The organism is Burkholderia sp. DN3021 (assembly GCF_049805555.1).
Lineage (GTDB): Bacteria > Pseudomonadota > Gammaproteobacteria > Burkholderiales > Burkholderiaceae > Burkholderia > Burkholderia pyrrocinia_C.
The window spans coordinates 1-23,447 of the sequence record NZ_JBNCAB010000102.1 but is presented as its reverse complement, the minus strand read 5'-3'; the positions used below and the strand labels follow the sequence as shown (position 1 = coordinate 23,447).

Below are 23,447 nucleotides of genomic sequence, written 5' to 3'. Positions count from 1 at the left end.
AAAAACACCCCCCCGCCCCCCCCCCCCCCCCGGCGCCCCCCCCCCCCCCCGCCGGCCGCTGCGGCCTGCGCACACTGACGGGGCCGCGATGCGACATCCCGTGCTGGTCCTCAATGCCGGCTCATCGAGCCTCAAGTTCTCGGTCTACGACACGCGCGAAGATCGCTCGCTCGATGCGGGCCTGCACGGGCAGGTCGAGAACCTGCATGGCGCCCCGCGTCTGTGCGTGGCCGACGCGCACGGCGCGACGCTCGCCGACAGCCCCGTCGCGCGACCGGGGCACCAAGGCGCGATCGAAGCGCTGCACGCGTGGTTCGCGGCTCACGTCGGGCGGGAGGCCGCGTTCGACGGCGTCGGGCACCGGGTCGTGCATGGCGGCCCGTATTTCACCGCGCCGGTGCGGATCGACGCGCGCGTGCTCGATGCAATAGCGTCGCTTTCGCCGCTCGCGCCGCTGCACCAGCCGCATCACGTCGACGCGATCCGCGCGGTCGCCGCGGTCGCACCGAGCCTGCCGCAGGTCGCGTGTTTCGACACGGCGTTCCATTCGACGATGCCGGCGCTCGAACGGGAGTTCGCGTTGCCGCGCGCGCTGACCGGGCAGGGGATCGTGCGCTACGGTTTCCACGGGCTGTCGTACGAATACATCGCGACGGCACTCGCGGGGCTCGATCCGTCTTGGGCGCAGCGCCGGACCGTCGTCGCGCACCTCGGCAACGGCGCGAGCCTGTGCGCGCTCGCGAACGGCCGCAGCGTGGCGACGACGATGGGGTTCACGGCCGTGGACGGGCTGCCGATGGGCACGCGCACGGGCGCGCTGGACCCCGGCGTGATCCTGTACCTGCAGCGTCACGAGGGCCGGTCGCTCGACGAGGTCGAGCATCTGATCTATACGGAATCGGGCTTGCTCGGCGTGTCCGGCGTGTCGAGCGACATGCGCAAGCTGCTCGCGAGCGACGCGCCGTCGGCCGCGCATGCAGTCGAGCTGTTCGCGTACCGCGCGGCTCGCGAACTCGCCGCGCTGGCCGGCGTGCTCGGCGGTCTCGACATGCTCGTGTTTACCGCCGGCATCGGCGAGCACGCGCCGCGCGTGCGTGAACGGATCTGCAGCCGCGCGGCATGGCTCGGCATCGCGCTCGACGACGCGGCGAACGCCGCAGGCCTGCCGGTGATTTCGAGCGACGCGTCGCGCGTGACGGTGCGCGTGATCCCGACCGACGAGAACCTGATGATCGCGCGGCACACGCGCCGCGTGCTGGACGACGCGATCCCTTCCACGCCGTATCCGACCCGGTGAAACCTTCGATGACAGCACGCGACACGTCTTCCCCTGCCGTCAGCGCCCCCGCGCTGCCGATGTTCTGGCCGATGGCCGCCGCCACGGCGATGTTCGCGGCCGGTTCCGAGATCGCCGCGCGCAATCTCCGCTTCCTCGCGGAAGAGGAGAAGCTGCATTTCGAAGTGCATCCTGCGCTGGCATCGACGAACCGGCCGTTGCTGGAGCTGCGGACGGTGACGTTTCGCGATTATTCGGCCGCGCCGGCGCACGGGCTGCCGACGATCGTCGATGCGCCGTACGCGGGCCACAGCGCGATGATCGCCGACTACCAGCCGGGGCAGAGCCTGATGCAGACGCTGCGCGAGCACGGCGTGACGCGTCTGTACCTGACCGACTGGCGCTCGGCCACCGAGGACATGAAGGACCTCGAGATCGACCAGTATCTGGCCGAGCTGAACGTGTGCGTCGACGAGCTCGGCGGCCGCGTGAATCTCGTCGGGCTGTGCCAGGGCGGCTGGATGTCCGCGATGTATGCGGCGCGTTTCCCGCACAAGGTCGCGAGCCTCGTGCTGGCGGGCTCGCCGATCGACACCGACGCGGGCGACGGCCCGATCAAGCGGATGGTGCACACGTATCCGACGTCGTTCTACGAGGAGCTCGTGGCGATGGGCGGCGGGCTGATGCGCGGGCGCTTCATGCTGCGCGGCTGGAAGAACATGCATCCCGACCAGCACTATCTTGCCGAGCACATCGACCTGTACGAGCATCTCGACGATCCCGAATACCTGCGCAAGCGCGAGGTGTTCGCGAACTGGTACGAAAGCCCGATCGACCTGCCGGGACGCTGGTACCTGCAGGCGATCGTGCAGATCTTCAAGGAGAACCGGCTCGCGAAGGGCACGTTCGTTGCGCTCGGGCGCACGCTCGATCTGAAGGACGTCGCGTGCCCGGCCTATCTGCTCGCCGGCGAGGCCGACGACATCACGACGTCGGAGCAGGTGTTCGGGGCGCGCGATCGCCTCGGGACGCCCGCGTCGCGGATCGAGAGCCGACTCGTGCCGGGCGGCCATATCGGCCTGTTCATGGGGTCGCGTACGCTGAAGACGGTGTGGCCGGACATCGCGCGATGGATCGCGGCGCAGCGCTAGGCCGGCGCGGATCGACAGGGGGGCGGCATGACGTTGCGACACAAGCGGGGGCTCGTCGTCGGCATGGCGAACGAGCAGAGCATCGCGTGGGGATGCGCGCGTGCGTTTTGCCGGGCGGGCGCCACGCTCGCGGTGACCTGGCAGTCGGAGAAGACCTTGCCGCACGTCGAGCCGCTGTTCGCGCAACTCGACGCGCCGATCCGGATGCCGCTCGACGTCGGGCGGCCCGACCAGATGGCGGCGGTATTCGACGCGATCGCGGTGCAATGGGGCGCGATCGATTTCGTGCTGCATTCGGTTGCGTATGCACCGAAGGCCGATCTGCACGGCCGCGTCGTCGACAGCTCGCCGGAAGGCTTCTCGGTGGCGATGGATACCTCGTGCCATTCGTTCATCCGGATGGCGAGGCTCGCCGAGCCGCTGATGACGCAGGGCGGGAGCCTGATGGCGATGAGCTATCTCGGCGCGGAGCAGGTCGTCGCGAACTACGGGGTGATGGGGCCGGTCAAGGCCGCGCTCGAATCGAGCGTGCGGTACCTGGCGGCCGAACTCGGCGGCACGGGCATTCGCGTCAACGCGATTTCACCGGGCGCGCTGCCGACGCGCGCGGCATCGGGCCTGCCGGACTTCGACCGGCTGCTCGACGACACCGCGCGCCGGGCGCCGCTGCATCACGCGCTGGACATCGACGACGTCGGCGCGTTCTGCGCGTTCCTGGCGAGCGACGGTGCACGGGCGATCACGGGCGGCACGCACTATATCGACGCCGGCATGCACATGCTCGGCTAGCGTGCCGGCGGCACGCGGCGTCAGGTGCGCGCCAATGCCTGCACGAGGGCCGGCGGCGCGTGTGCGACCGCGACCTCCGGCGTGCCGTGCCACGCCGCGAGCTTCTTCACGGCCTTCGCGACGTCGGCCGCGAGCCCCGTGCCGAACCGCACGCCCGGCTCGACATGCACGGCCTTCAGTTCGAACGTGCCGAGCGTGCGGTGCGCTTTCGCGTCGACGCGGCCGACCAGCCGGCCGCGATGCAGCACGGGCAGGCAGAAATAGCCGTAGCGCCGTTTGTGCCCGGGCGTATAGCACTCGATCGTGTAGTCGAAACCGAACAGCGTCGACGCGCGCCGCCGGTCCCATACGACGGGGTCGAACGGCGACAGCAGCGTCGTGACCGTCGAGCGCAGCGTGTCGGCCGCGGCGGCCGGCAGCAATGCGTCGAGCGAGCGATGCACATAGGCCGGCTCCTTCCAGTCGTCGATCCGCACCGGAATCAGGTCGCCCGCATCCGCGAGCCGTTCCAGCTCCTCGCGATACGAACGGCGCGGCAGCCGATAGTAGTCGGCCACCCAGTCCGCGCGCACGACGCCGAGCGCGCGGCACGTGTAGTCGAGCAGCGCGGGCAGCACGGCTTCGCGCGGCGGCAGGTCGCGCGTGTCGTCCCAGCCGGGCAGCACGCGTTCGCGCACGTCGTACACGCGCTGGAAATTGCGGCGTTCCGACACCATCAGGTCGCCCGTCGTGAACAGCACTTCCAGGTGGCGCTTCTCGGGCTTGCGGTCCCACCAGCCGTTGCCCTTCACGCCATCTTCGCGGACGAAATCGGCCGATCGCACCGGGCCGTCGTCGCGAATCCGCGCGAGCAGCCGCTCGATCTCGTCGCGATTCTGCGCGTGCCACTCGGCCGCGTATTTCCAGCCCATCCCCGACGGATCGAGCATCTTGTACCGCATCAGGCCGAACTGCTCGATCGGAAGGAAACACGCTTCGTGCGACCAGTATTCGAACAGGCGCGCCTCGGCGAGATGTTCGTCGAGCCACTGCGGCGAGAAATCGCCGAGACGGCTGAACAGCACGAGATACGGGCTGCGCGCGACGACGTGAATGGTGTCGATCTGCAACTGCGCCATCCGGCGGATCGTGTCGAGCACGTCGGCCTTGGTCGCCTTGCGGCGGGGCGGCGTCAGCAGACCTTGTGCGGCGAGATGCAGCGCGCGGGCGGCGGCGGGCGAGAGCGTAAGCATCGGAATGGCGGATGAGGGTGGCGGTCGGCGATCACTTTAGCGCGAAAGCGGCGCGCGTGTGCGACGCACCGATGCAACGCGTCTGACAATGCTTGACAGATGCGTTTCGCAAGTTTCCCTATAGTGCAGAGCATGGCGCGACGACAAGTGCGCGCAACGATTCCGCTTCCGACGCACATATGTCCATGGCACGCAGGAAGCGAATCCGGGATTCTCAACCCCCATCGGGAGACCCGGAGCCCTGAGCGGACATCCATGCGGCTGAGCACCGGCCCCGTGTGGATGTCCGCTGATTTTTTTGTTTTTCCGGTTTTTCGCCGGCTGCCGCGCGACGTGTCATGCCGCGGCACACGTTTCCCCCGGCCGCAGCGCGCGGGACAGGTCGTCGTGTTTTGCCGCGCCGCAACGCGGCGAACCGAAATGCTTGCCGCTTATTGCCGCTTGCCGCGCGCGACTTCGTCGCCGGCGCCGGGCGGCAGCCGCCGCGTGATCGGAATCGACGCGAACGAGCACAGCCCGACCACGACGAACGCGGGCCAGAAATCCGACCACACCATCGTCTGGTGGCCCTGCAGCCAGTGCGACACGTGCAGCACGATACCGGCCACCGTCACGCCGAGCCCGAGCGACATCTGCTGCACCACGCTGCCGAGGCTCGTGGCGCGCCCCGCGTCGCGCGGCGAGATGTCCGCGTAGATCATCGAGTTCAGGCTCGTGAACTGCAGCGCGGGGAAGATGCCGCCGACGAGCACGATCAGCCAGATCGCCCAGGTCGCCATGCCGGGATGGAACACGCCGTACGCGGCGATCGCGAGCCCCGCGAATGCCGCGTTGTAGATCAGCACCGTGCGAAAGCCGAAACGGCGCAGCGTATGCGTGGCCGTCGAACGGCTCATCGCGCCGCCGAGCGCGGACGCGCACGTGATGAGCCCCGAATGGAACGCGCTCATGCCGAGCCCTTCCTGCAGCGCGAGCGGCAGCAGGAACGGCACCGCGCCAAGGCCGATGCGGAACAGCGACCCGCCGACGACGCTCGCGTGGTAGGTCGGGATCTTCAGGAAACTGAGGTCGAGCACCGGGCGCTCCTTGCGGCGCGCGTACGGCACGTAGAGCGCGAGCAGCACGGTGCCGGCCGCGCACATCACGATCGCGTTCGAGCGCGAGGTGAGCGAGCCGTCGAGCAGCGTAAGGCCCATCAGCAGCAATGCGGCGCCGCTTGCCGACAGCAGGAAGCCGAACCAGTCGAGCGGGCCCGGATCGGGCTCGTGCGTGTTCGCGATGTGCTTGCTCGCGAGATAGATCCCGTAGATGCCGATCGGCACGTTGATGAAGAAGATCATCCGCCAGTGCAGGTAGGTCGTGATGAAGCCGCCCACGAGCGGCCCGACCGTGGGCCCGAACAGCGCGGGAATCGCGAGATAGTTCATCGCGCGCACGAGATCCGAGCGCGGCACCGCGCGGAAGATGATGATGCGGCCGACGGGCACCATCATCGCGCCGCCGACGCCCTGTATGAAGCGCGCGAACGTGAGCACGCCGAGGGAACTGGAGGCCGCGCACATCAGCGAGCCGACGACGAAGATGCCGATTGCGGTGCGGAAGACGGAGCGTGCGCCGAAGCGGTCGGCGAGCCAGCCGCAGATCGGGATGAACACGCCGAGCCCGACCACGTAGGCCGTGATCGCAACGTTCAGCGTAACGGGGTTGTGCCCGAAGTCCCTCGCCATCGCGGGCAGCGCGGTGACGATGATGTTCGCGTCGACGCTTTCCATGAACAACGCACAGGCAACGATGAGCGGTGCTAGAAAGACGGGCGACATGGGCTGGGCGCGCGGTAAAGACGCCATTATGCCCATATTGTTGTCGATGCGTCACGTTCGACAACACTTGTTCCGCATGTTGCAACAGTCGTTCCTGCTTCCGCGCGCGAAAGAAGAGACGACCGCCGCGCCGGCTGCGGCGCATGACACGACACATGACATCGACTGTCGCTGCGACCGCGAAACTTGCGTGCGGCGCACGTTTTATGCGACAGTCGGACCCACTCGCAACACAACATATGACGCGCATCGATCGAGGGCCATCGAGACGAGCGCGCGCGCGAACGAGACCTCGTGCCGAGCCACTCACCATCGAAAGGAGGGGACACGCCATGACGTCACGTCGTGCCGCATCGATTGCATCTCGCTTCTCACGTCGCTTCTCGCGTCATCATGCACCGCGTCATGCACCGCCCGCGCCGCGTCTGCGCTGGGCCGCCGCACTGGCCGTTGCGTATCTGGCCGTCGCCGGCTGCGCCGCGCAGGCCGACAATGCGAACCAGGCCGCCGCTCAGGCGGCCAGCCAGTCGGCCGTGCCGACCGCGGCGGCGATTGCCGGCCCCGCGTCGGGCACGCTGCTGCCGCCGCCGAGCCAGCTCTACGGCGACCTGTTCGTCGCGGTGCAGACCGCGCAGATCTATCCCGACCAGAAGACCTTCGTCGACGCGACGCCCGATACCGATCCCGCGACGATCGTGCAGTTGTATCAGCAACAGAAATCGCAGCCGGGCTTCTCGCTGAAGACGTTCGTCGGCCAGCATTTCACGCCGCCCCCGGAAGGCGGCGTGACGCCGCCGCCGAACCAGACGCTGCGCCAGCACATCGACTGGCTGTGGCCGCAGCTCACGCGCACGAGCGTCACGGTGCCGCCGTACAGTTCGCTGATTCCGCTGCCGAAGCCGTACGTCGTGCCGGGCGGCCGCTTCCGCGAAGGCTACTACTGGGATACCTATTTCACGATGCTCGGGCTGCAGGTGTCGGGTCGCGAGGATCTCGTCGACGACATGCTCGACAACTTCGCGCATCTGATCGACACGATCGGGCACATCCCGAACGGCAACCGCACGTACTACGCGAGCCGCTCGCAGCCGCCGTTCTTCGCGTACATGGTCACGCTCGCCGCGCAGGCCGAAGGCGACAAGGTCTACCAGAAATACCTGCCCCAACTGCGCAAGGAGCATGCGTACTGGATGCAGGGCGAAACCACGACGCCGCGCGGGCAGGCCGCGCGCAACGTGGTCGCGATGCCCGACGGCGCGGTGCTGAACCGCTACTGGGATGCGAGCGACACGCCGCGCGACGAGTCGTATCTCGAGGACGTGACGACCGCGAAGTCTGCGCCCGGCCGTCCGGCGAACGACGTGTACCGCGACCTGCGCGCAGGCGCCGAAAGCGGCTGGGACTACAGCTCGCGCTGGTTCGGCGACGGCAAGACGCTCGCGACGATCCGCACGACGTCGATCGTGCCGGTCGACCTGAACAGCCTGATGTTCCATCTCGAGACGACGATCGTGAAGGGCTGCGCGGTCACGCGCGACGTCGCATGCGTGACCGACTTCGCGGGGCGCGCGGCGCGGCGTGCGGCCGCGATCAACCACTATTTGTGGAACCGCCGCGGCTACTACGGCGACTACGACTGGCAGTTGCGCAAGCCGCGCGACGGCGTGACGGCGGCCGCGCTGTATCCGCTGTTCGCGGGCGTCGCATGGCCCGAGCGTGCGAAGGCGACCGCGCGCGAGGTGCGCAAGACGCTGCTGAAACCGGGCGGCCTCGCGACGACGACCGAGAATACCGGCCAGCAGTGGGACGCGCCGAACGGCTGGGCGCCGCTGCAGTGGATCGCGATCGACGGGCTGCGTCGTTATGGCGAACCGGCGCTCGCGAAGGACATCGGCACGCGTTTCCTGTCCGACGTGAAGCATGTGTATGCAACCGAAGGCAAGCTCGTCGAGAAGTACGTGGTCGAAGGCGCGGGCACGGGCGGCGGCGGCGGCGGCGAATATCCGCTGCAGGACGGCTTCGGCTGGACCAACGGCGTCACGCTGAAACTGCTCGGGCTGTACGGCGAGTGACGCACGGCGCCTGCGGCGTGTTCAGCGCGCTGCAGGCGAACGCACGGGCCGGACTGTCGCGCAAGCGGCCGTCCGGCCCGTTTTCGTTTCCGCTTCCGTATGCGGCTTGCGTCAGAACGTGATCGTCGTGCGCACGCCGACCACCGTTTCGTCGCCGATACGCGCACCCGCCGCGTTCGGGTTCGGGATGCCGCCGCCCGGACGGAAGAAGTGCTGCAGGTCGGCTTGCAATTGCCACCACGGCGCGACCTGGTACTGGTAGGTCGCCTCGACGACGGTTTCCGCGCGGCGCACCGGATAACCGGGCGTCGTGTAGGTGCCGGTGTCGCCGTCCAGGCCACGCGCATGCGAGCCGATCTTCGCGTAGCCGACCGCGATGCCCGCGACGTCGTTGTCGCGCCCCTTGAACGGCGCCTTCAGCGTCACGCCTGCATTGGCGGCGAAGTCGACGATATTGCGATCGCCCGGCGCGCCCATCACGCGCGCGAACACGCCGACCGAGCGCGGGCTGTCGTCCGACGGCCGCCAGACCATCTGGTCCGCGACCGCATAGAGCCCGTAGTTGCCGCGATGGGTGGCGGGAATGCCGTTGCTCGCCGGATTCGCGAGCGACAGGCCGTCGGTGCCGTAGCGCGGATCGTTCGCATGCTGCGACTGATACCAGAAGCCGAGCTTGTAGGTGCCCGGCAGGCCGGCCGGTTGCGGCGCCTTCGGGTCGGCCGGCGGCGCGTTCAGCGCGTACTGCACTTCGCCGATCACGAACGCGCCGCTGCGCAGGTTGAAGTTGGTGCCGTGCGCGTTCAGCACCTGCGCGTCGCCGTCGGTGCGGCCGGCCGGGTTGCCGTCGAATACGCCGACCATCGCGGTCCATGCATCGGCCGGCTTCACGCGCAGCCGCACGCCGAGCGACGACAGCGGATACGCGGGGCCGCCGGACGGCAGATCGGTGGAAGGCAGCACGGGCCAGCCGAACGTGGCGTTCATGAACGTCGCCGCGTTCTGGCTCACCATGAACTCCTGGTCGACGCTCTGCTGGCCGACTTTCACGTCGACCTTGCCGTCGAGCAACGACTGCTGGTACCAGAGCTCCCACAGGCGCGTAGTCGAATTCGCTTCGATGCCGGTCGCGGTCTGCAGCGTCTGCAGGTAGCGCTGCGTGGCGTTGGTGCCGTGGATCTGCAGCGCCGACACGTTGAACGTGCCGCCCGGCAGGCCGATTGCCTTGCCGGTGTCGACGTTGAAGCCGAATTGCGTGAGCCCCTGGTAGGCGCCGCCGCGCTTCGTGCCGCCGGACGTGTTGTACAGGTACTCGCTGGTTTCCTGCAGGCTCAGCGTGACGCCGTGATCGCCGAGCAGGTCGCGCAGGCCGCCCATGTTGCCGAGCAGGTTCGAGCGCTCCCACAGGCCGGTGGGGGCGGGCGTGGCAGCATCGGCGGCCTGTTGTGCGGGAGCGGCGGCGTCGCTGGCGCCGGCCGCCGGTTCGGCCGCGGCCGGCAGCGACGATTGCGCGAATGCGGGCGCGGCGGCGAGCGACAGCAGCAGCGCGGCGAGCGCATTGACGCGCGGCTTGCGCGGAACGGGTTCGAGAGGGTTCTTCATGCGGACTCCGTCGGCGATTTGATTAGTTAGGCTGAAGAAAAGAATACGTGATGCGGGAAGCGTGGCGAGGCGCTCGCGCGGCGGCACATGGCACATGTGCGCGTGGCGCCACCGCGCGCCGCGGGCTTATGGCAACCAGCCGCCTACGCGCCACACTTGCGCGAAGCCGAGGCGCGATGCAGCCGAGCATAGCAGCGCGGCGAGCGCCACCGCGGCCGCCATCGCGGCGACCAGCACGCAGTCGAGCGGGCGCGGTGCCGCCGGCACGTGGGCGAATGCCGCGCCGCGCCAGTTGCCGAGTGCATGGGCGAGCGGCGAGCGGCCGGAAACGAAAGAGCGGTCGCACGCGACATGCACGATGCGCTTGAGTCTGACCGCGAACGATTGAAAGAACATGACGCTGCCTCCGTCCGGTCCGGCGCAGGCCGGACGACGTGATCGAGCGCGGGCGCATGACGCGGCCTGCGATCGGAGGTTGGAACATAACGGAGCGTGCGACTGATGAACCGGCGACGGCCGGCCCGGGAGGAAGCGCGCTAACCCGACGAATGCGAGCTAGCGGCGAAAGACATGCGTCTGGCTGCTATCTCGCGATGGCTTGGCCGGCCTGGACCGGCATCGAACTGCAACTGGAGCATGTGTCCACGGAGGGACTCCGTTGATGAATTGGGGCGGATTGTAGTCGCGACTTTTGCCGCGGTGCAAGTAAAAAACGCAGAAAAGACGATGTGTGTGTGGCGTGCGAGTCGCGGCGGCACGCGGTCGGCAAGCAGAGGGCGCTGCCGGGCGCCTGCCGTTGTTCGCATGCATCGGCGCGTGACCGGTTCATGACGTGCTGAAAGGTTTCGGTACGTCATTTCAAGGGCAAATCTTTCAGCGTCGCAAGGCGGGAAATTTATTTCTGGAAAGGGGGTTCGGAGGGGTTGACTTCACTTTCGGGCGGTTCATAGAATTCGGCATCTTCACTCTTGGGGCCGCCGCCTTGGACGCCTGCAGTAGTCGATCTTCGAACGAAATTTCCGCCTGAGCGACCGACGTCCGCGCCTCATCGAAGCCGCCGTTTGTCCCCCGGGCAAACGGTGCGCGCAGCAGTATTCCGCAGCAACTCCCTACGTGCACCCTGATTCGCGCCGGTTAGCGTGATGCGTTTTCGCATGCGCCGTCCGGATATGCCGCCGCCTGGTATGCGGCCGCGTTCGCGTATGCGTTTTTCATGCGCGCGAACGGCGGGCCCGCAAGCCGGACGGCGGTCAACCGTGTTCCCCGGAACACCGCACAGGAGCCGCCATGAACGACAGTGACAGTTGTCCCTTATGCCCGTTTCACGCACCGACCCTTTTGAACCCGGGTCGCAGGGACACTCCGGCCGACTAGCCTGACACGTCGTTCAGGCCCCGGACTGGCCCCGCGCCCACCACGCGGCCGGCACGCCTGCCGTCGCCGCAAGGAGCCAGACCATGAACTTCGGCCTTCTGCTGTCGAACCTGCCGCACGTCGCGGAATCGCGCAACCAATACGACGCGATGCTGACGCTCGACGCCCGTCCGCGGGTGTTCTCCCGCCTGTTGAACCAGCTGAAATCGTTGATCCGCCACTGAAGAAGCGCCGAGCGCGCCTCGGCATGCGCACGCGCGGCTGCCTGCGGACCGGCCCCGCGTACGTATCCCAAGGTCACACGCTCATCGGATAACCATTAGCCGTACGGAACAAATCATGTCCACGCCATCCAACGTCTCTCCACCGATCGTCGCGGAACGCAGCGCCGTGCTCGACGAAGCCCATGTCGGCGACATCCGCGGCGCGCTCGGCACGATCGCGCATCACGACACCGCCGCGCGCGGCACATGGTGGGCGCGGCTGCGCACGCTGCTCGCGATCATCGGCCCGGGCCTCATCGTGATGGTCGGCGACAACGATGCCGGCGCATTCGGCACCTACACGCAGGCCGGCCAGAACTACGGCACGACGCTGCTGTGGACACTGCTGCTGCTCGTGCCCGTGCTGTACGTGAACCAGGAAATGGTGCTGCGCCTCGGCGCGGTCACGGGCGTCGGCCATGCACGCCTGATCTTCGAGCGCTTCGGCAAGTTCTGGGGTGCATTCAGCGTGATCGACCTGTTCCTGCTCAATGCGCTGACGATCGTCACCGAGTTCATCGGCATCACGTTCGTGCTGGATTTCTTCGGATTGCCGAAGGTGGCCGGCGTGTGCGTGGCCGCCGCGCTGACGATGGCCGCGGTGAGTACCGGCGATTTCAGGCGCTTCGAGCGGTTTGCGATCGGGCTGTGCGTGCTGAGCCTGCTGCTCGTGCCGGTGCTCGTGTCGATCCATCCGCCCGTCGCGCAGATGACGCGCGATTTCCTCGTGCCGAACTGGCCCGCGCACGCGAAGCTGTCGGACGTGATGCTGCTCGTGATCGGCATCGTCGGCACGACCGTCGCTCCGTGGCAGCTGTTCTTCCAGCAAAGCTACGTGATCGACAAGCGCATCACGCCGCGCTTCATGAAGTATGAAAAGGTCGACCTGTGGATCGGCATCGCATTCGTGCTGATCGGCGCGGTCGCGATGATCGGTTTCAGCGCCGCGCTGTTCGGCGGGCATCCGGAAGCCGGCAACTTCACCGACGCGGGCGGCATCATCGCGGGCCTCGAGAAGTATGCGGGCCGCACGGGCGCGACGCTGTTCGCGGTGGCGCTGCTCGACGCGTGCATCATCGGCGCGGCGGCCGTGTCGCTGTCGACCGCGTATGCGATCGGCGACGTGTTCAAGATCCGCCATTCGCTGCACCGCGGCGTGTCCGACGCGAAGGGCTTCTATCTCGTGTACTTCTGCATCGTCGCGGCCGCGGCCACGCTCGTGCTGATCCCGGGCAGCCCGCTCGGCCTGCTGACCGAAGCCGTGCAGACGCTCGCGGGCGTGCTGCTGCCGAGCGCGACGGTGTTCCTGCTCGTGCTGTGCAACGACCGCCAGGTGCTGGGGCCGTGGGTCAACTCGACGAAGCTCAACGTGTTCACGGGCGCGGTGATCTGGGTGCTCGTGCTGCTGTCGATCATCCTGACCGCGTCGGTGATGTATCCGGACATCAGCGGCGAAGCGATCGTCGACGTACTGGTGGGCGGCACCGTGCTTGCGATTGCCGGCTATCTCGCGACGGTGCTGATTCGCCGCCACAAGCGCGTCGTCGAACCGGCGCTCGATCGCTCGCTGCGCGACACGTGGCGCATGCCGCCGCTCGACACGCTCGAGCCGCAGAACATGACGCTCGCGACGCGGATCTGGATGGCCGTGCTGCGCGGCTATCTGGTGATCGCGGTCGGTCTCGTGATCGTGAAGGTCGTGCAGATGACGCTGCTGAAGTAACGCGGATCGTTTGCCAGGAAGCGGCGCCGGACCCGGCACCGCGCCGCAACCCGCACATGTCGGCCCGCGAGGCCGGCATGTGCGTTTACACGTTGCACGTTCGCTCGTCGCAAGCGTCGCAAGCGCTGCGCCGCCGTCAGATCAGCTCGAGCTTCGACGTCAGGTACGTGAGCTGGATCCGGTTCGCGACGCCGAAGCGCTTGCGCAGTTTGCGCAGGTGATAGTCGACGTTGTGCGCGCTGGTGTCGAGGCGCCGGCCGATCTCCTTGTCGGATGCGCCTTCGGCGATGCCGAGCAGCAGTTCCTGCTCGAACGGCGTGAGCCCGTTTACCGTACGCTCGCGCGACGTCGCGATCAGTTGCGGCGACGCGAACTTGTGCACCGACAGCCCGATCGACAGCGCCTGCTCGATCGTCGCCGGCGTGATCCATTCGCGCGTGCGGCGCGGCGCGGTGAAGCTCATGAACGCATGCAGCCGCGTGCCGGGCACGGCCATCGAATACATGATGCCGCTGCACATCCCGTCGTCCTGCATCGTCTGCAGGAAACCGTCGAGCGCGGCCGGCGTCACGCACGGGCCGGCGTCGCGCTCGCGGTGTTCGCGGCGCAGCTGCTGCAGGTCCCACACGATCGGCATGTTGCATACGCGCGCGCCGAGCGTGCGCGGATCGACGTCGTGATGGTTGTGCCGCACGTAGTCGCCGCGATAGGTGGCCGGCGTAAACGCTTCGTGCAGGTAGAGACTTTCGACACGCTCGCGCGCGAATTCGAGCGCGAAGTACGCGAACGTCGAGAAGCCTGTCAGGTGCAGCAGGCTCGTGACGATCCGGTTGCGCTCGGCGGTGCTCTGCGCATGCGCGAGCGTATCGGCGACGCCGAGCGTCGGCGCGTGCGGCTGCGCGACTTCGCCGCGCTTGACGTCGTCGCACCAGACGACCTGCACGGTACGCTCCCGCAGCGCGTTCGCGCATGCGCTCGACCCGCGCGACGGGCGGGAAAAGGTCGGGGCGACCGCTTCTTCATGCAATGCAATATCGGACATGAGCCATCCCTCGGAATCGACGCGCATCGCCTGGCGGCGGCCGTATCGTATACGGCATTCGCGGCGGTGCGATCGAGCATCGTTTTGATATGCGCCGATCGTCATCCCTGACGAAACGCGGGGGCATTGTACAAAAAATGTCTGTGTGCGCGTAATATGCCGTAATACTAATTGCGGCGAAAGGTTCATATTCGCACGCATATAACAACGACCAGAAAATCATAAAGAAAAGACCAGATCGTGACGGGGCGCAGTTTCACATATTGGGAAAGGGCGGGCTCCTCATGACATATGCTGACGGCGCACCACGCGTCGAATGGTTTTCACAGGCCGATATAGCGGCCGCTGCCGCTTATTCGAACGAATATCAGGCAATCGACCGCGACGTTTTTACCGGCATTCAAATTGCACTCGGTAAAACCGACCTTGCTTCGGCCGATTTCGCGCAATGCCATGCGCGATTGCGGCAAATCGGTTTCAGTACGCTCGGTTACGGCGCCTATGAAATGATCGGGCGGCGCATCTTGTGCGCGCATCTGCTGCGCGACCTCGCGCCGGCGACGTTCATGCAGCCGTTTATCGAAGGGATGCTGTACGAGAGCGACCCGCGGTTCGCGCAGGTGCGGCAGAGCGGCTTTCCGGTCGCGTGGCGGCTCGACGAGATCGAGGCGGCCGCGCAGGGCAGCGGCGACCGCAAGGTGCTGGCCCTCGCCGGCCATCTGCGCGCGCACGCGATGAACAGCGGCGTGATCTTCAGCCTGTCGGCGCCGCGCCTCGACCTGCGCGTCGCGGTGAACGTGACGTCGGAGACGCACGGCACCGAATGGATCGACGATCGCGTGATCGGCGGCGCGCTGGCCGTGAGCCTCGCCGTGCATCGTGTCGCGCTGCCGTTCCTCGAGGCGCGCATCGCGCGCATGCGCGGCTTCGCGCTCGGCGACGAGCAGCAGCAGGTGCTCGACCGTCTCGTGCACGGGCTGTCCGACCAGGAGATCGCGAGCGCGCTGCGTACGTCGCTGCACAAGGTCGGCCACCACATCCGTTCGCTCGAAAAACTCTTCAACGTGCAGAACCGCGCACAGCTCGCGTACCTCGCCGCGCGGCGCCTTCAGCCCTGACCCGACGCGCGCGCGGGCGGCCCGGCGCGCGCTGGAAGCGGTTCCGGCCGCGCGTGCCCGAATGCGCCGCCGGGTTTCGTAGTCCGATCCGATCGCCGCCGGCAAACGCGCTTTCGCGCTACGAGGTGCATCCCTTTTTCCATCGGTTCGCATCGCTACACTCGTCCCATTCAACGGTCCGTGCGGCACGGGGCAGGGTTGCCCGCGCCAGCCGGCGATAACGACGACAGGACAACGGCACGATGGCAGAACCGAAGGCGCTCCCCCGCGACTGGCAGCGGTTGTTTTCCGCTGGCCGCGGCGTGTCCGGACGGCGTCTGCGGGGCGCGTCGCCGCGCGCCGACCTGTTCCTCGCCGCGTTCATCGTCGCGGTCGTCGCGCTGTTCATCCTGCCGCTGCCGCAGGCCGCGCTCGACGGGATGATCTCGCTGAATCTCGCCGTGAGTGTCGTGCTGCTGACGGTATCGACCTACGTGCCGTCGGCGGTCAGCTTCTCGTCGTTTCCCGCGCTGCTGCTGTTTACGACGCTGTTCCGGCTCGCGCTGAACATCGCGTCGTGCAAGCTGATCCTGCTGCATGCGAACGCCGGCCACGTGATCGACGCGTTCGGGCGGCTCGTCGTCGGCAACAACGTCGTGGTGGGTGGCGTGGTGTTCCTCGTGATCGCCGTCGTGCAGTTCATCGTGATCGCGAAAGGGTCGGAGCGGGTGGCCGAAGTCGGCGCGCGCTTCTCGCTCGACGCGATGCCGGGCAAGCAGATGAGCATCGACGCGGACCTGCGCGCGGGCATCATCAGTGCCGACGAAGCGCGCGAGCGCCGCGAGAAGCTCGAGCAGGAATCGCAGATGCACGGCGCGATGGACGGCGCGATGAAGTTCGTGAAGGGCGACGCGATCGCGGGCCTCGTGATCGCGTTCATCAATATCGTCGCGGGGATCGCGGTCGGCACGCTGATGCACGGGATGGATATCGGCGCGGCGCTGCAACGCTACGCGATCCTGACGGTCGGCGACGGGATGGCGTCGCAGATTCCGTCGCTGCTCGTGTCGATCGCGGCCGGCATCGTGACGACGCGCGTCGCGACCCGCGATGCGCGGCAGCGCCAGCTCGGCGAACAGCTCGGCGAGCAACTGGGTGCGCATCCGCGCGCGCTGCTGATCGCGGCGCTGGTGCTGGCCGGCTTCCTCGTCGTGCCCGGCTTTCCGAAATGGTCGTTCGCGCTGATCGCGCTCGGCCTCGGCGCGTTCGCGTTCTCGCAGATCAAGCACAAGACGACCGCGCCGAGCTTCAACCTGATTCAGATCGCGGGGCGCGTCGGTACGGCCGACGACGGGCAGCCCGCGAAGGTGTCGCACGCGGCGGGCGTCACGTCGCTGATCGCGGTATCGCTGTCCGACGACCTGCGCACGAGCCTGAACCTCGCGCAACTGCAGGCCGCGCTGTCGAGCGCGAAGGCGCGCGTCGACGCGGATATCGGCACGGTGTTCCCGCGCATCACGCTGAACGACGACGAAGGTGCGGCGGCCGGCACGTACCGGATCTACCTGCAGGACGTGCTCGCCGCGCACGGCGCGCTGAAGCCGGGCTGGCTGCTGTGGGACGGTGTCGCGCCGCTGCCCGAGCGCGCGGAGCGCCAGCCGGCCGAGGCGTTCGGCCCGTTCGCGACCGCACTGTGGATCAAGCCCGACGGCGCCGCGCCGGACGGCAAGTGGCTGTCGAGCGAAAGCGCGCTCGCCGCGCACGTCGAGCAGATCGTGCGCCAGCATGCGGACGAACTGCTGGGCATCCAGGAGACGCAGGCGCTCGTGCATCTCGTGCGCCGCGAACACCCCGAACTCGTGGGCGAGCTGACGCGGCTCGTGCCGCTGCAGCGCGTGACCGAAGTGCTGCGCCGGCTGCTCGCCGAACAGGTGCCGATCCGCAACCTGCGCGTGATTTTCGAGAGCCTGATCACGTGGGCGCCGAACGAACCCGACGACGTGATCGCGCTGGTCGAGCTCGTGCGCGTCGACCTGCGCCGGATGATTACCGACCGCCATGCGGGCACGACGCGCCAGCTGCGGGTCGTGCTGTTCGAGCAGAACCTGCAGGAGCGGATCGAGAGCGCGGTGATGCGCACCAAGCAGGGCAATTTCCTCGCGCTGTCGAGCGCGATCAAGCAGGACATCGGCGAACAAGTGCGCGCGATCGTGCAGGCCGCGCAGGCGGCCGGCCCCGGCGGCCACGGCAACGCGCAGGGCGCGGCGCGGCTCGCGGTGATGGTCGCGCTCGGCGCGCGCCGCTATGTGAAGACGATCCTGCAGCCGGTGCTGCCCGAACTGGCGGTGCTGTCGTACCAGGAGGTCGAGGAGGACGTGCAGCTGCACACGATCGGCTGGGTGAAGAACCCGCCGGACGACGGCTCGGTCGGCGCGGGCGCCGACGTGCGCGTGCCGGGAGCCGTGCAATGACGAGCTCGACGATCCTCGACCTGACGCGCCAGGCGCTGATGCTCGTGCTGCTGCTGTCGCTGCCGATCGTGCTGATCGCCACCGTCACGGGCCTCGTCGTCGCGATCCTGCAGGCCGTCACGCAGGTGCAGGACGCCAACATCGGCATCGCGGTGCGGCTGATCGCCGTGATGGTCGCACTCGTGCTGCTGTCGGGCTGGCTCGGCGGCGAAGTGCTGCGCTTCGCGCAGCAGGCGCTGGAACGCATGTTCGTTTCTTCCACAGGAGTCCTTTGATGCGTCGACGCGTCGCCCCGATCCGGTTTCAACCGCGCAGCCTGCAACGGGCCGCGCTTGCCATGTGCGCGACTGCGCTGCTCACGGCGTCGCTGTGCATGGCGCCCGCGCAGCCGGCCCGCGCCGCGGACCTGCGCTGGCGCAACAAGCCGTTCACGATCGTCGCGAACGGCAAGAAGATCGGCGACTTCATTCGCGAACTCGCATCGTCGCAGGGCGTGACGGCGGTGGTCGACCCGAAGGTCGACGGCGTGATCAGCGGCCGTTTCTCGGGCACGCCGCAGCAGACCCTCGACACGATCTGCTCGACCTACGGGCTCACGTGGTACTACGACGGCTCGTTCCTGTACGTCGATCCGGCCGACCAGTCGCAGACGCAGATGATCCCGATCCCGCCGAACGCATCCGGCGAAATCGGCCGCGCGCTGCAGGCGATGCAGATTCCCGACAAGCGCTACACGCTCGTGATCAACGACCGCGCGAACAGCGTGTACGTGGCCGGCCCGCGCCGCTACGTCGAGCTCGTGCGGCAGGCGGTCGGCTCGGTCGGCGATCCGGCGGCGAACGGCGCGCATGCGGACATCCGCGCATTCCGGCTGAAGTACGGCTGGGCGTCGGATTTCACGATCAACCGCTCGGGCAAGGAAGTGACCGTGCCGGGCGTCGCGACGATTCTGAGCCGGCTGTTCGGCAAGGGCGGCGGCACGAACGCACTGCCGTCGAGCACGTCGCTCGGGCAGGCCGCGCGCCAGGTGAAGCTCGGCTCGGGGCTGACGATCGCGGTGCCGCGCCTCGATTTCCCCGATATCTCCGGCGGCCCGCGTTCGGGCGGCTATTCCGGCGACGGCAGCGCGACCGGCGGGTTCTCGCCGTTCTCGAACGGCGGCGGCGGCGACACGCTGCCGCAGATCGTCGCCGATCCGGCGATCAACGCGGTGATCGTGCGCGACCTGCCGGAGAACATGTATCGCTACCAGTCGCTGATCAACCAGCTCGACGAGCGGCCGCGCATCGTCGAGATCAACGTGACGATCATCGACATCAACGAGGATTCGCTCGACAGCCTCGGGATCGACTGGCGCCTGCACACGACGCACGGCGACGTGCAGATCGGCAACGGCGCGAATCCGCTGAACGGCAACACGCAGTACAACGGCTCCGGCAATCCGCCGCTGACGTTCGGCGTCGGCACGTCGGAAACCGGGCAGACGGGCGCCTTCCTGCCGACGGGTATCGCGCTGACCGCATCGATCGGCGGCTCGCTGCGCAACTACCTGCTCACGCGCGTGAACGCGCTCGCGCAGAAGGGGCAGGCGCAGTTGCGTTCGAAACCGAAGGTGCTCGCGCTCGACAACACCGAGGCGATCCTCGAGAACCTCACGCAGTTCTACGTGCAGGTGCAGGGCTACCAGGATTCGTCGCTGTACAGCGTGACGACCGGCACGAGCATCAAGGTGACGCCGATGATCGTCGACGAGGCGATCCGCAACGCGGCCGCCGTATCCGGCAATCCGCAGAGCGTGATGATGTCGATCGACATCCAGGACGGCAACGTCGTGCAGGGGCAGGCCGTGTCGAACATTCCGGTGATCCAGCAGCGCAATATCGTCACCAAGTCGATGATCGACGAAGGCAAGAGCCTGCTGATCGCCGGTTTCAACGACGACGAGGTGAAGCTGAACAAGAGCGGCGTGCCCTGGCTGTCCGACATCCCGCTGATCGGCAACCTGTTCAAGTACACCGACAAGTCGGGCAACCACATGGAGCGGTTCTACCTGCTGACGCCGCGCGTGGTGACGACCGCGTCGATGTACGCGCCGGACGGCTCGCCCGTGAACCCGGGCGCCGACCGGCCGGCGAACCAGGAAGGCATGTCGATGTATCGGCCGCCGGATAACGACGTCGCGGTGCCGCTGACGCCGAAGCCGCTGCCCGGCACGAAGTTCGGCCCGCCCGCGCTGCCGCCGCCGCCGTTGGATGCGGCGTCGCAGCCGGCGGCGACGACCGCAGGAGCCACCCCCCATGTCGACGACCATCATTGACCCGCACGGCGACGGCGCATTGGCCGGCGGCGCGGGAGGCGCGGGGGCGGGCGCTGCCGCGCTCGCGTCGCCGTGGAACCTGTGCTTCCTGAGCGGGCCGATGTACGGCCGCACGATGTCGCTCGCGCGCGGCGCGAACTGGGTCGGCACGGCGGCCGATTGCGAAGTGATCCTGCCCGATCGCGAGATCGGCGCGAAACAGGTGTGCCTGCAGGTCGGCGCGCTCGCGGTGACCGTGCAGAACCACGGCGGCGACGCCGGTGCACCGGTGCTGTTCAACGACGAACCGCTCGGCAGCGGCCGCCGCTCGATGACGCCGTACGACGTCGTGACGGTCGGCTCGATCCGGCTCGGCATCGCACGGCACGCGCAGGCGAGCGTCGCGGTGCCCGACGAAACCGACGCGCCGGACGCCGCGCGCGAGGCCGCGTGGCTCGGCTGGCTTACCGGCGGGCTGCGCCGCCTCGGCAGCCGTCGGCTCGTGATCGCGCTGGTCGCGCTGTGGATCGGCGTGCTGCTCGGCGCGCTCGGCTATGGCTTCGTCGCGTGGTCGGGGCGCCTGCCGTGGCAGCACGAATCGGTGCTCGCGCGCACGCATCGGCTGCAGCAACTGCTGCACGCGTATCCGGAGCTGGCCGTCGCGCCGCGCGACGACGGCGTGATCGTGTCCGGCTACGTGAGCGACCCGGCCGCGCGCGAACGCGTCGCGCAGATCGTCGCGGGCGTCGACAACGCGGCGCTCGGCAACATCTACGTGGTCAGCGATCTGGTGGCGACCGCGCAGACCTATTTCAGCGATACGGCGCTGACGGTCGCGTATCTCGGCCGCGGCCGGATCGAGCTGACGGGCGCGGCCGCGCGCGCGCAGATCGAGCCGCGCATTCGCAACTACATGAAGGACGCGCGCCCGGCGCTCGAGGTGGTCGATCACGTGCGCGATGCCGACCCGGCCGCGCCGCGCACGACGACGACGCTCGGCGGGATGGCCGGCATTCCGGAGATCACGACCGTGTTCGCCGGCGACGGCGACCAGCGCTATATCGAGACGGTCGACGGCAGCCGCTATTTCGAGGGCGCGCGGCTGAAGGACGGGCCGACCGTCGTGTCGATCGGCCCGGACGAAGTGGTGTTCGAACGCAACGGCCAGCGCATCACGATGCCGCTCGGCGGCGCGTCGGCGAACGCGCCCGAGCAGGCACCCGCGCCGCCCGTGGCGCCGCTCGCGAGCGGTGCGGCGGCTGGAGTCGCGCAGCCGGTGCCGGGGCCGACGCTGTTGCCGGACGCACCGCAAGCGGGTGCCAAGGCGGCCGGTGCTTCGACGAAGGAGGCGGCGCACTAGCGCCGCGACAGGTCATGCGCATCGCGTAACAGGCGGTGCGCGCATTACGCGGGGCGTCGCATCGGTGCGGCGGCTCACGTCGCCGGCGGGGCATGGGGCCATCGCCGGAAGGTGGATGAAGTTCACGTTAAGGAGCGAAACATGGGTACCCAGGCCGCAGGTGGTGCAACCAACACGAACCAGGTCCAGCAGCAGGCCGACGACCTGACCAAGACGCAGCTCGAACTGACGAAGATCAACTTCCAGGTCCAGCAGTCGACTGCGACGTTCGAAACCAGCAACGCAGTGACCGCGCAGGAGGGGACGGCGAACGCCCAGGTTGCGCAACACCTGAGCTCGGCCGGCCGCGCATGACGCCGGTTGCCGGCCGCGCCGCGTGCCGACGCGCGCCGGGCCTGCCCGCGAAGGGCGCCCGGCCGCTGATGCGCGCGTGCCGGCCGGCCTGTTCCGGGCGGGCCCGACCGATCCGGTCCGGCGCCTGCCAGCCAAGGAGGGCATGGATATGTCAGTGACAGGCGTAGGCGCGGCGCCGCCGGGCGCGGCCGCGCTCGCGGGTGCCGTGCAGCAGACGGGCTCGGCGTCCGATCCGGCGCAGGTGCGCCAGTTCGATGCGCTGATGCAGCCGGGCGCATCGCCGGCGGCGTCGTCTTCGTCGGGCGTCGCGATGTCGCACGCGCCGGCGGATGCGGCGCCGGCCGTGCAGATGACGCCCGCGCAGGCGAACCAGTCGTCGCTCGTCGAGCGGTTGCGCACCTACGGCAACGATCTCGACACGCGGTACGCGAACATCGACAAGCATCGCAGCGAAATGCTGACGTCGATGGCGGACAGCCGCAGCGATCCGATGATGACGATGGTGAAGGCGATGGACTTCCAGTGGACGGCGACCACCACGATTTCGGAATACCAGTTGAGCCTGTCGGTCGCGCAGGCGGCGAACGGCTTCACGCACACCGTGCTGAAGACGCAGGAGTGAAAGCGTGCGTGCAGGCCGGATTCGGCCTCACGCACCCTGAAGCGGACAAACGATGACGACGATCGATTCGACGCCGCGCGCGCATGCGTGGCGCAGCCGGGCGGCGCGCGCGCTGCTCGCGGGGCTGCTCGTGCTGTTGGCCGGGTGCCAGAAGGAGTTGTACTCGGGCCTGTCGGAGCGCGATGCGAACCAGATGGTCGCGGTGCTCGGCGACGCGGGCATCAGCGCGTCGAAGGATAACGACGCGCGCGACACGTCGGACCGCAACGCATGGCTGGTCAGCGTCGCGGACGGCGACATGCAGTCGGCGCTCACGGTATTGCAGGCGAACGGGCTGCCGAAGCCGAGCTATGCGAGCCTCGGCGAGCTGTTCCAGAAGCAGGGCCTCGTGTCGACGCCGGCCGAGGAACGCGTGCGCTATCTGTACGGCGTGTCGCAGGACCTGTCGCGCACGCTGCAGGACATCGAGGGCGTGGTCGTCGCGCGCGTGCAGGTCGTGATTCCGGAGAACGATCCGCTCGCGGACAAGATCAAGCCGTCGTCGGCGGCCGTGTATATCCGCTATCGGTCGGGCGTCGACCTGCGCGCGATGGCGCCGATGGTCAAGGATCTCGTCGCGCACAGCATCGAAGGGCTGCAGTACGACAACGTGTCGCTGTTCCTGCAGCCGGCCGCCGCGCAAGCAACGCGCGTGGACGGGATCGGCAGCGCGGTGACCGATATCGTGCGGCTGCGCTCGCCGCTCGGCTGGCTCGTGTTCGCGCTGATCCTGCTGACCTGCGCGGTGATCGCGCTGTCGGCGGCGCGGCGCGGAATGTTCGGCGCACGGCTTGCCGGCCTGCTCGGCGCGCCGCGCGGGGCGAATGGCGGAGCGTCCGCGCAGCCGGCGTCCGGGCATCCGCCGTC

19 protein-coding genes are annotated in these 23,447 nt (G+C 68.2%); 14 read left to right on the top strand and 5 right to left on the bottom strand.

What is annotated here, in order from left to right:
* Positions 1-88: 88 nt before the first annotated feature.
* From ACPUER_RS31940 to fabI, 3 genes are read left to right on the top strand one after another with little or no spacing between them, the layout of a single operon-like run.
* Entirely contained in the window at positions 89-1,297 is a 1,209-nt protein-coding gene (locus tag ACPUER_RS31940; protein ID WP_425133048.1) for an acetate/propionate family kinase, read from the top strand.
* A gap of 8 nt (positions 1,298-1,305) precedes the next feature.
* On the top strand, positions 1,306-2,427 hold the full coding sequence (locus tag ACPUER_RS31935; protein ID WP_425133047.1) for an alpha/beta fold hydrolase: 1,122 nt from the start codon (positions 1,306-1,308) through the stop codon (positions 2,425-2,427).
* A gap of 27 nt (positions 2,428-2,454) precedes the next feature.
* On the top strand, positions 2,455-3,216 hold the full coding sequence (gene fabI / locus ACPUER_RS31930) for an enoyl-ACP reductase FabI (protein WP_310132793.1): 762 nt from the start codon (positions 2,455-2,457) through the stop codon (positions 3,214-3,216).
* Between the two features lie 20 nt (positions 3,217-3,236).
* Here the strand turns inward: fabI and ACPUER_RS31925 are convergent, their stop codons facing one another.
* Together ACPUER_RS31925 and ACPUER_RS31920 are read right to left on the bottom strand one after the other, a co-directional pair.
* Positions 3,237-4,448: a winged helix-turn-helix domain-containing protein gene (locus ACPUER_RS31925; RefSeq protein ID WP_175959580.1), complete on the bottom strand. Its 1,212-nt coding sequence runs from the start codon at positions 4,446-4,448 to the stop codon at positions 3,237-3,239.
* Between the two features lie 431 nt (positions 4,449-4,879).
* A complete protein-coding gene (locus tag ACPUER_RS31920; protein ID WP_310132799.1) occupies positions 4,880-6,268 on the bottom strand; it encodes an MFS transporter in 1,389 nt (462 codons plus the stop codon).
* A gap of 332 nt (positions 6,269-6,600) precedes the next feature.
* Here ACPUER_RS31920 and treA point away from each other — a divergent pair, with 332 nt between their 5' ends.
* Positions 6,601-8,340 carry an alpha,alpha-trehalase TreA gene (gene treA / locus ACPUER_RS31915; RefSeq protein WP_425133046.1) on the top strand — a complete coding sequence of 580 codons (1,740 nt, stop codon included), beginning with the start codon at positions 6,601-6,603 and terminating at the stop codon, positions 8,338-8,340.
* Between the two features lie 111 nt (positions 8,341-8,451).
* Here the strand turns inward: treA and ACPUER_RS31910 are convergent, their stop codons facing one another.
* On the bottom strand, positions 8,452-9,939 hold the full coding sequence (locus ACPUER_RS31910; RefSeq protein WP_175959577.1) for a carbohydrate porin: 1,488 nt from the start codon (positions 9,937-9,939) through the stop codon (positions 8,452-8,454).
* A gap of 126 nt (positions 9,940-10,065) precedes the next feature.
* On the bottom strand, positions 10,066-10,335 hold the full coding sequence (locus ACPUER_RS31905) for a hypothetical protein (RefSeq protein ID WP_175959576.1): 270 nt from the start codon (positions 10,333-10,335) through the stop codon (positions 10,066-10,068).
* A gap of 1,061 nt (positions 10,336-11,396) precedes the next feature.
* Here ACPUER_RS31905 and ACPUER_RS31900 point away from each other — a divergent pair.
* Complete coding sequence (locus ACPUER_RS31900) at positions 11,397-11,537, top strand: hypothetical protein (protein ID WP_165948028.1); 141 nt, start codon at positions 11,397-11,399, stop codon at positions 11,535-11,537.
* Between the two features lie 115 nt (positions 11,538-11,652).
* Positions 11,653-13,299: an NRAMP family divalent metal transporter gene (locus ACPUER_RS31895; protein WP_425133045.1), complete on the top strand. Its 1,647-nt coding sequence runs from the start codon at positions 11,653-11,655 to the stop codon at positions 13,297-13,299.
* Between the two features lie 136 nt (positions 13,300-13,435).
* Here the strand turns inward: ACPUER_RS31895 and ACPUER_RS31890 are convergent, their stop codons facing one another.
* Positions 13,436-14,341, bottom strand: a complete 906-nt coding sequence (locus ACPUER_RS31890) for a helix-turn-helix transcriptional regulator (protein WP_425133044.1) — start codon at positions 14,339-14,341, stop codon at positions 13,436-13,438.
* Positions 14,342-14,625: 284 nt separating this feature from the next.
* Here ACPUER_RS31890 and ACPUER_RS31885 point away from each other — a divergent pair, with 284 nt between their 5' ends.
* From ACPUER_RS31885 to sctJ, 8 genes are all read left to right on the top strand, one after another.
* Entirely contained in the window at positions 14,626-15,459 is an 834-nt protein-coding gene (locus ACPUER_RS31885) for a helix-turn-helix transcriptional regulator (protein ID WP_034180515.1), read from the top strand.
* A 242-nt stretch (positions 15,460-15,701) separates the two neighbouring features.
* Complete coding sequence (sctV, locus tag ACPUER_RS31880; RefSeq protein ID WP_175959574.1) at positions 15,702-17,909, top strand: type III secretion system export apparatus subunit SctV; 2,208 nt, start codon at positions 15,702-15,704, stop codon at positions 17,907-17,909.
* Positions 17,906-18,184 (top strand): type III secretion system export apparatus subunit SctS, encoded by a 279-nt coding sequence (sctS, locus tag ACPUER_RS31875; RefSeq protein ID WP_006480854.1) that lies wholly within the window; start codon positions 17,906-17,908, stop codon positions 18,182-18,184. Before sctV ends, sctS begins: the two co-directional genes overlap by 4 nt.
* Positions 18,184-20,226, top strand: coding sequence for a type III secretion system outer membrane ring subunit SctC (gene sctC, locus ACPUER_RS31870; RefSeq protein WP_425133043.1), 2,043 nt, complete (start codon positions 18,184-18,186; stop codon positions 20,224-20,226). Before sctS ends, sctC begins: the two co-directional genes overlap by 1 nt.
* Positions 20,207-21,565 (top strand): type III secretion system inner membrane ring subunit SctD, encoded by a 1,359-nt coding sequence (gene sctD / locus ACPUER_RS31865; protein WP_175959572.1) that lies wholly within the window; start codon positions 20,207-20,209, stop codon positions 21,563-21,565. Before sctC ends, sctD begins: the two co-directional genes overlap by 20 nt.
* Positions 21,566-21,706: 141 nt before the next feature.
* Positions 21,707-21,919 (top strand): hypothetical protein, encoded by a 213-nt coding sequence (locus ACPUER_RS31860; RefSeq protein WP_034180511.1) that lies wholly within the window; start codon positions 21,707-21,709, stop codon positions 21,917-21,919.
* Positions 21,920-22,067: 148 nt separating this feature from the next.
* Positions 22,068-22,541, top strand: a complete 474-nt coding sequence (locus tag ACPUER_RS31855; RefSeq protein WP_175959571.1) for a hypothetical protein — start codon at positions 22,068-22,070, stop codon at positions 22,539-22,541.
* 52 nt (positions 22,542-22,593) lie between these two features.
* A partial coding sequence (sctJ, locus tag ACPUER_RS31850; RefSeq protein ID WP_425133042.1) for a type III secretion system inner membrane ring lipoprotein SctJ occupies positions 22,594-23,447 on the top strand: 854 nt, incomplete at its 3' end.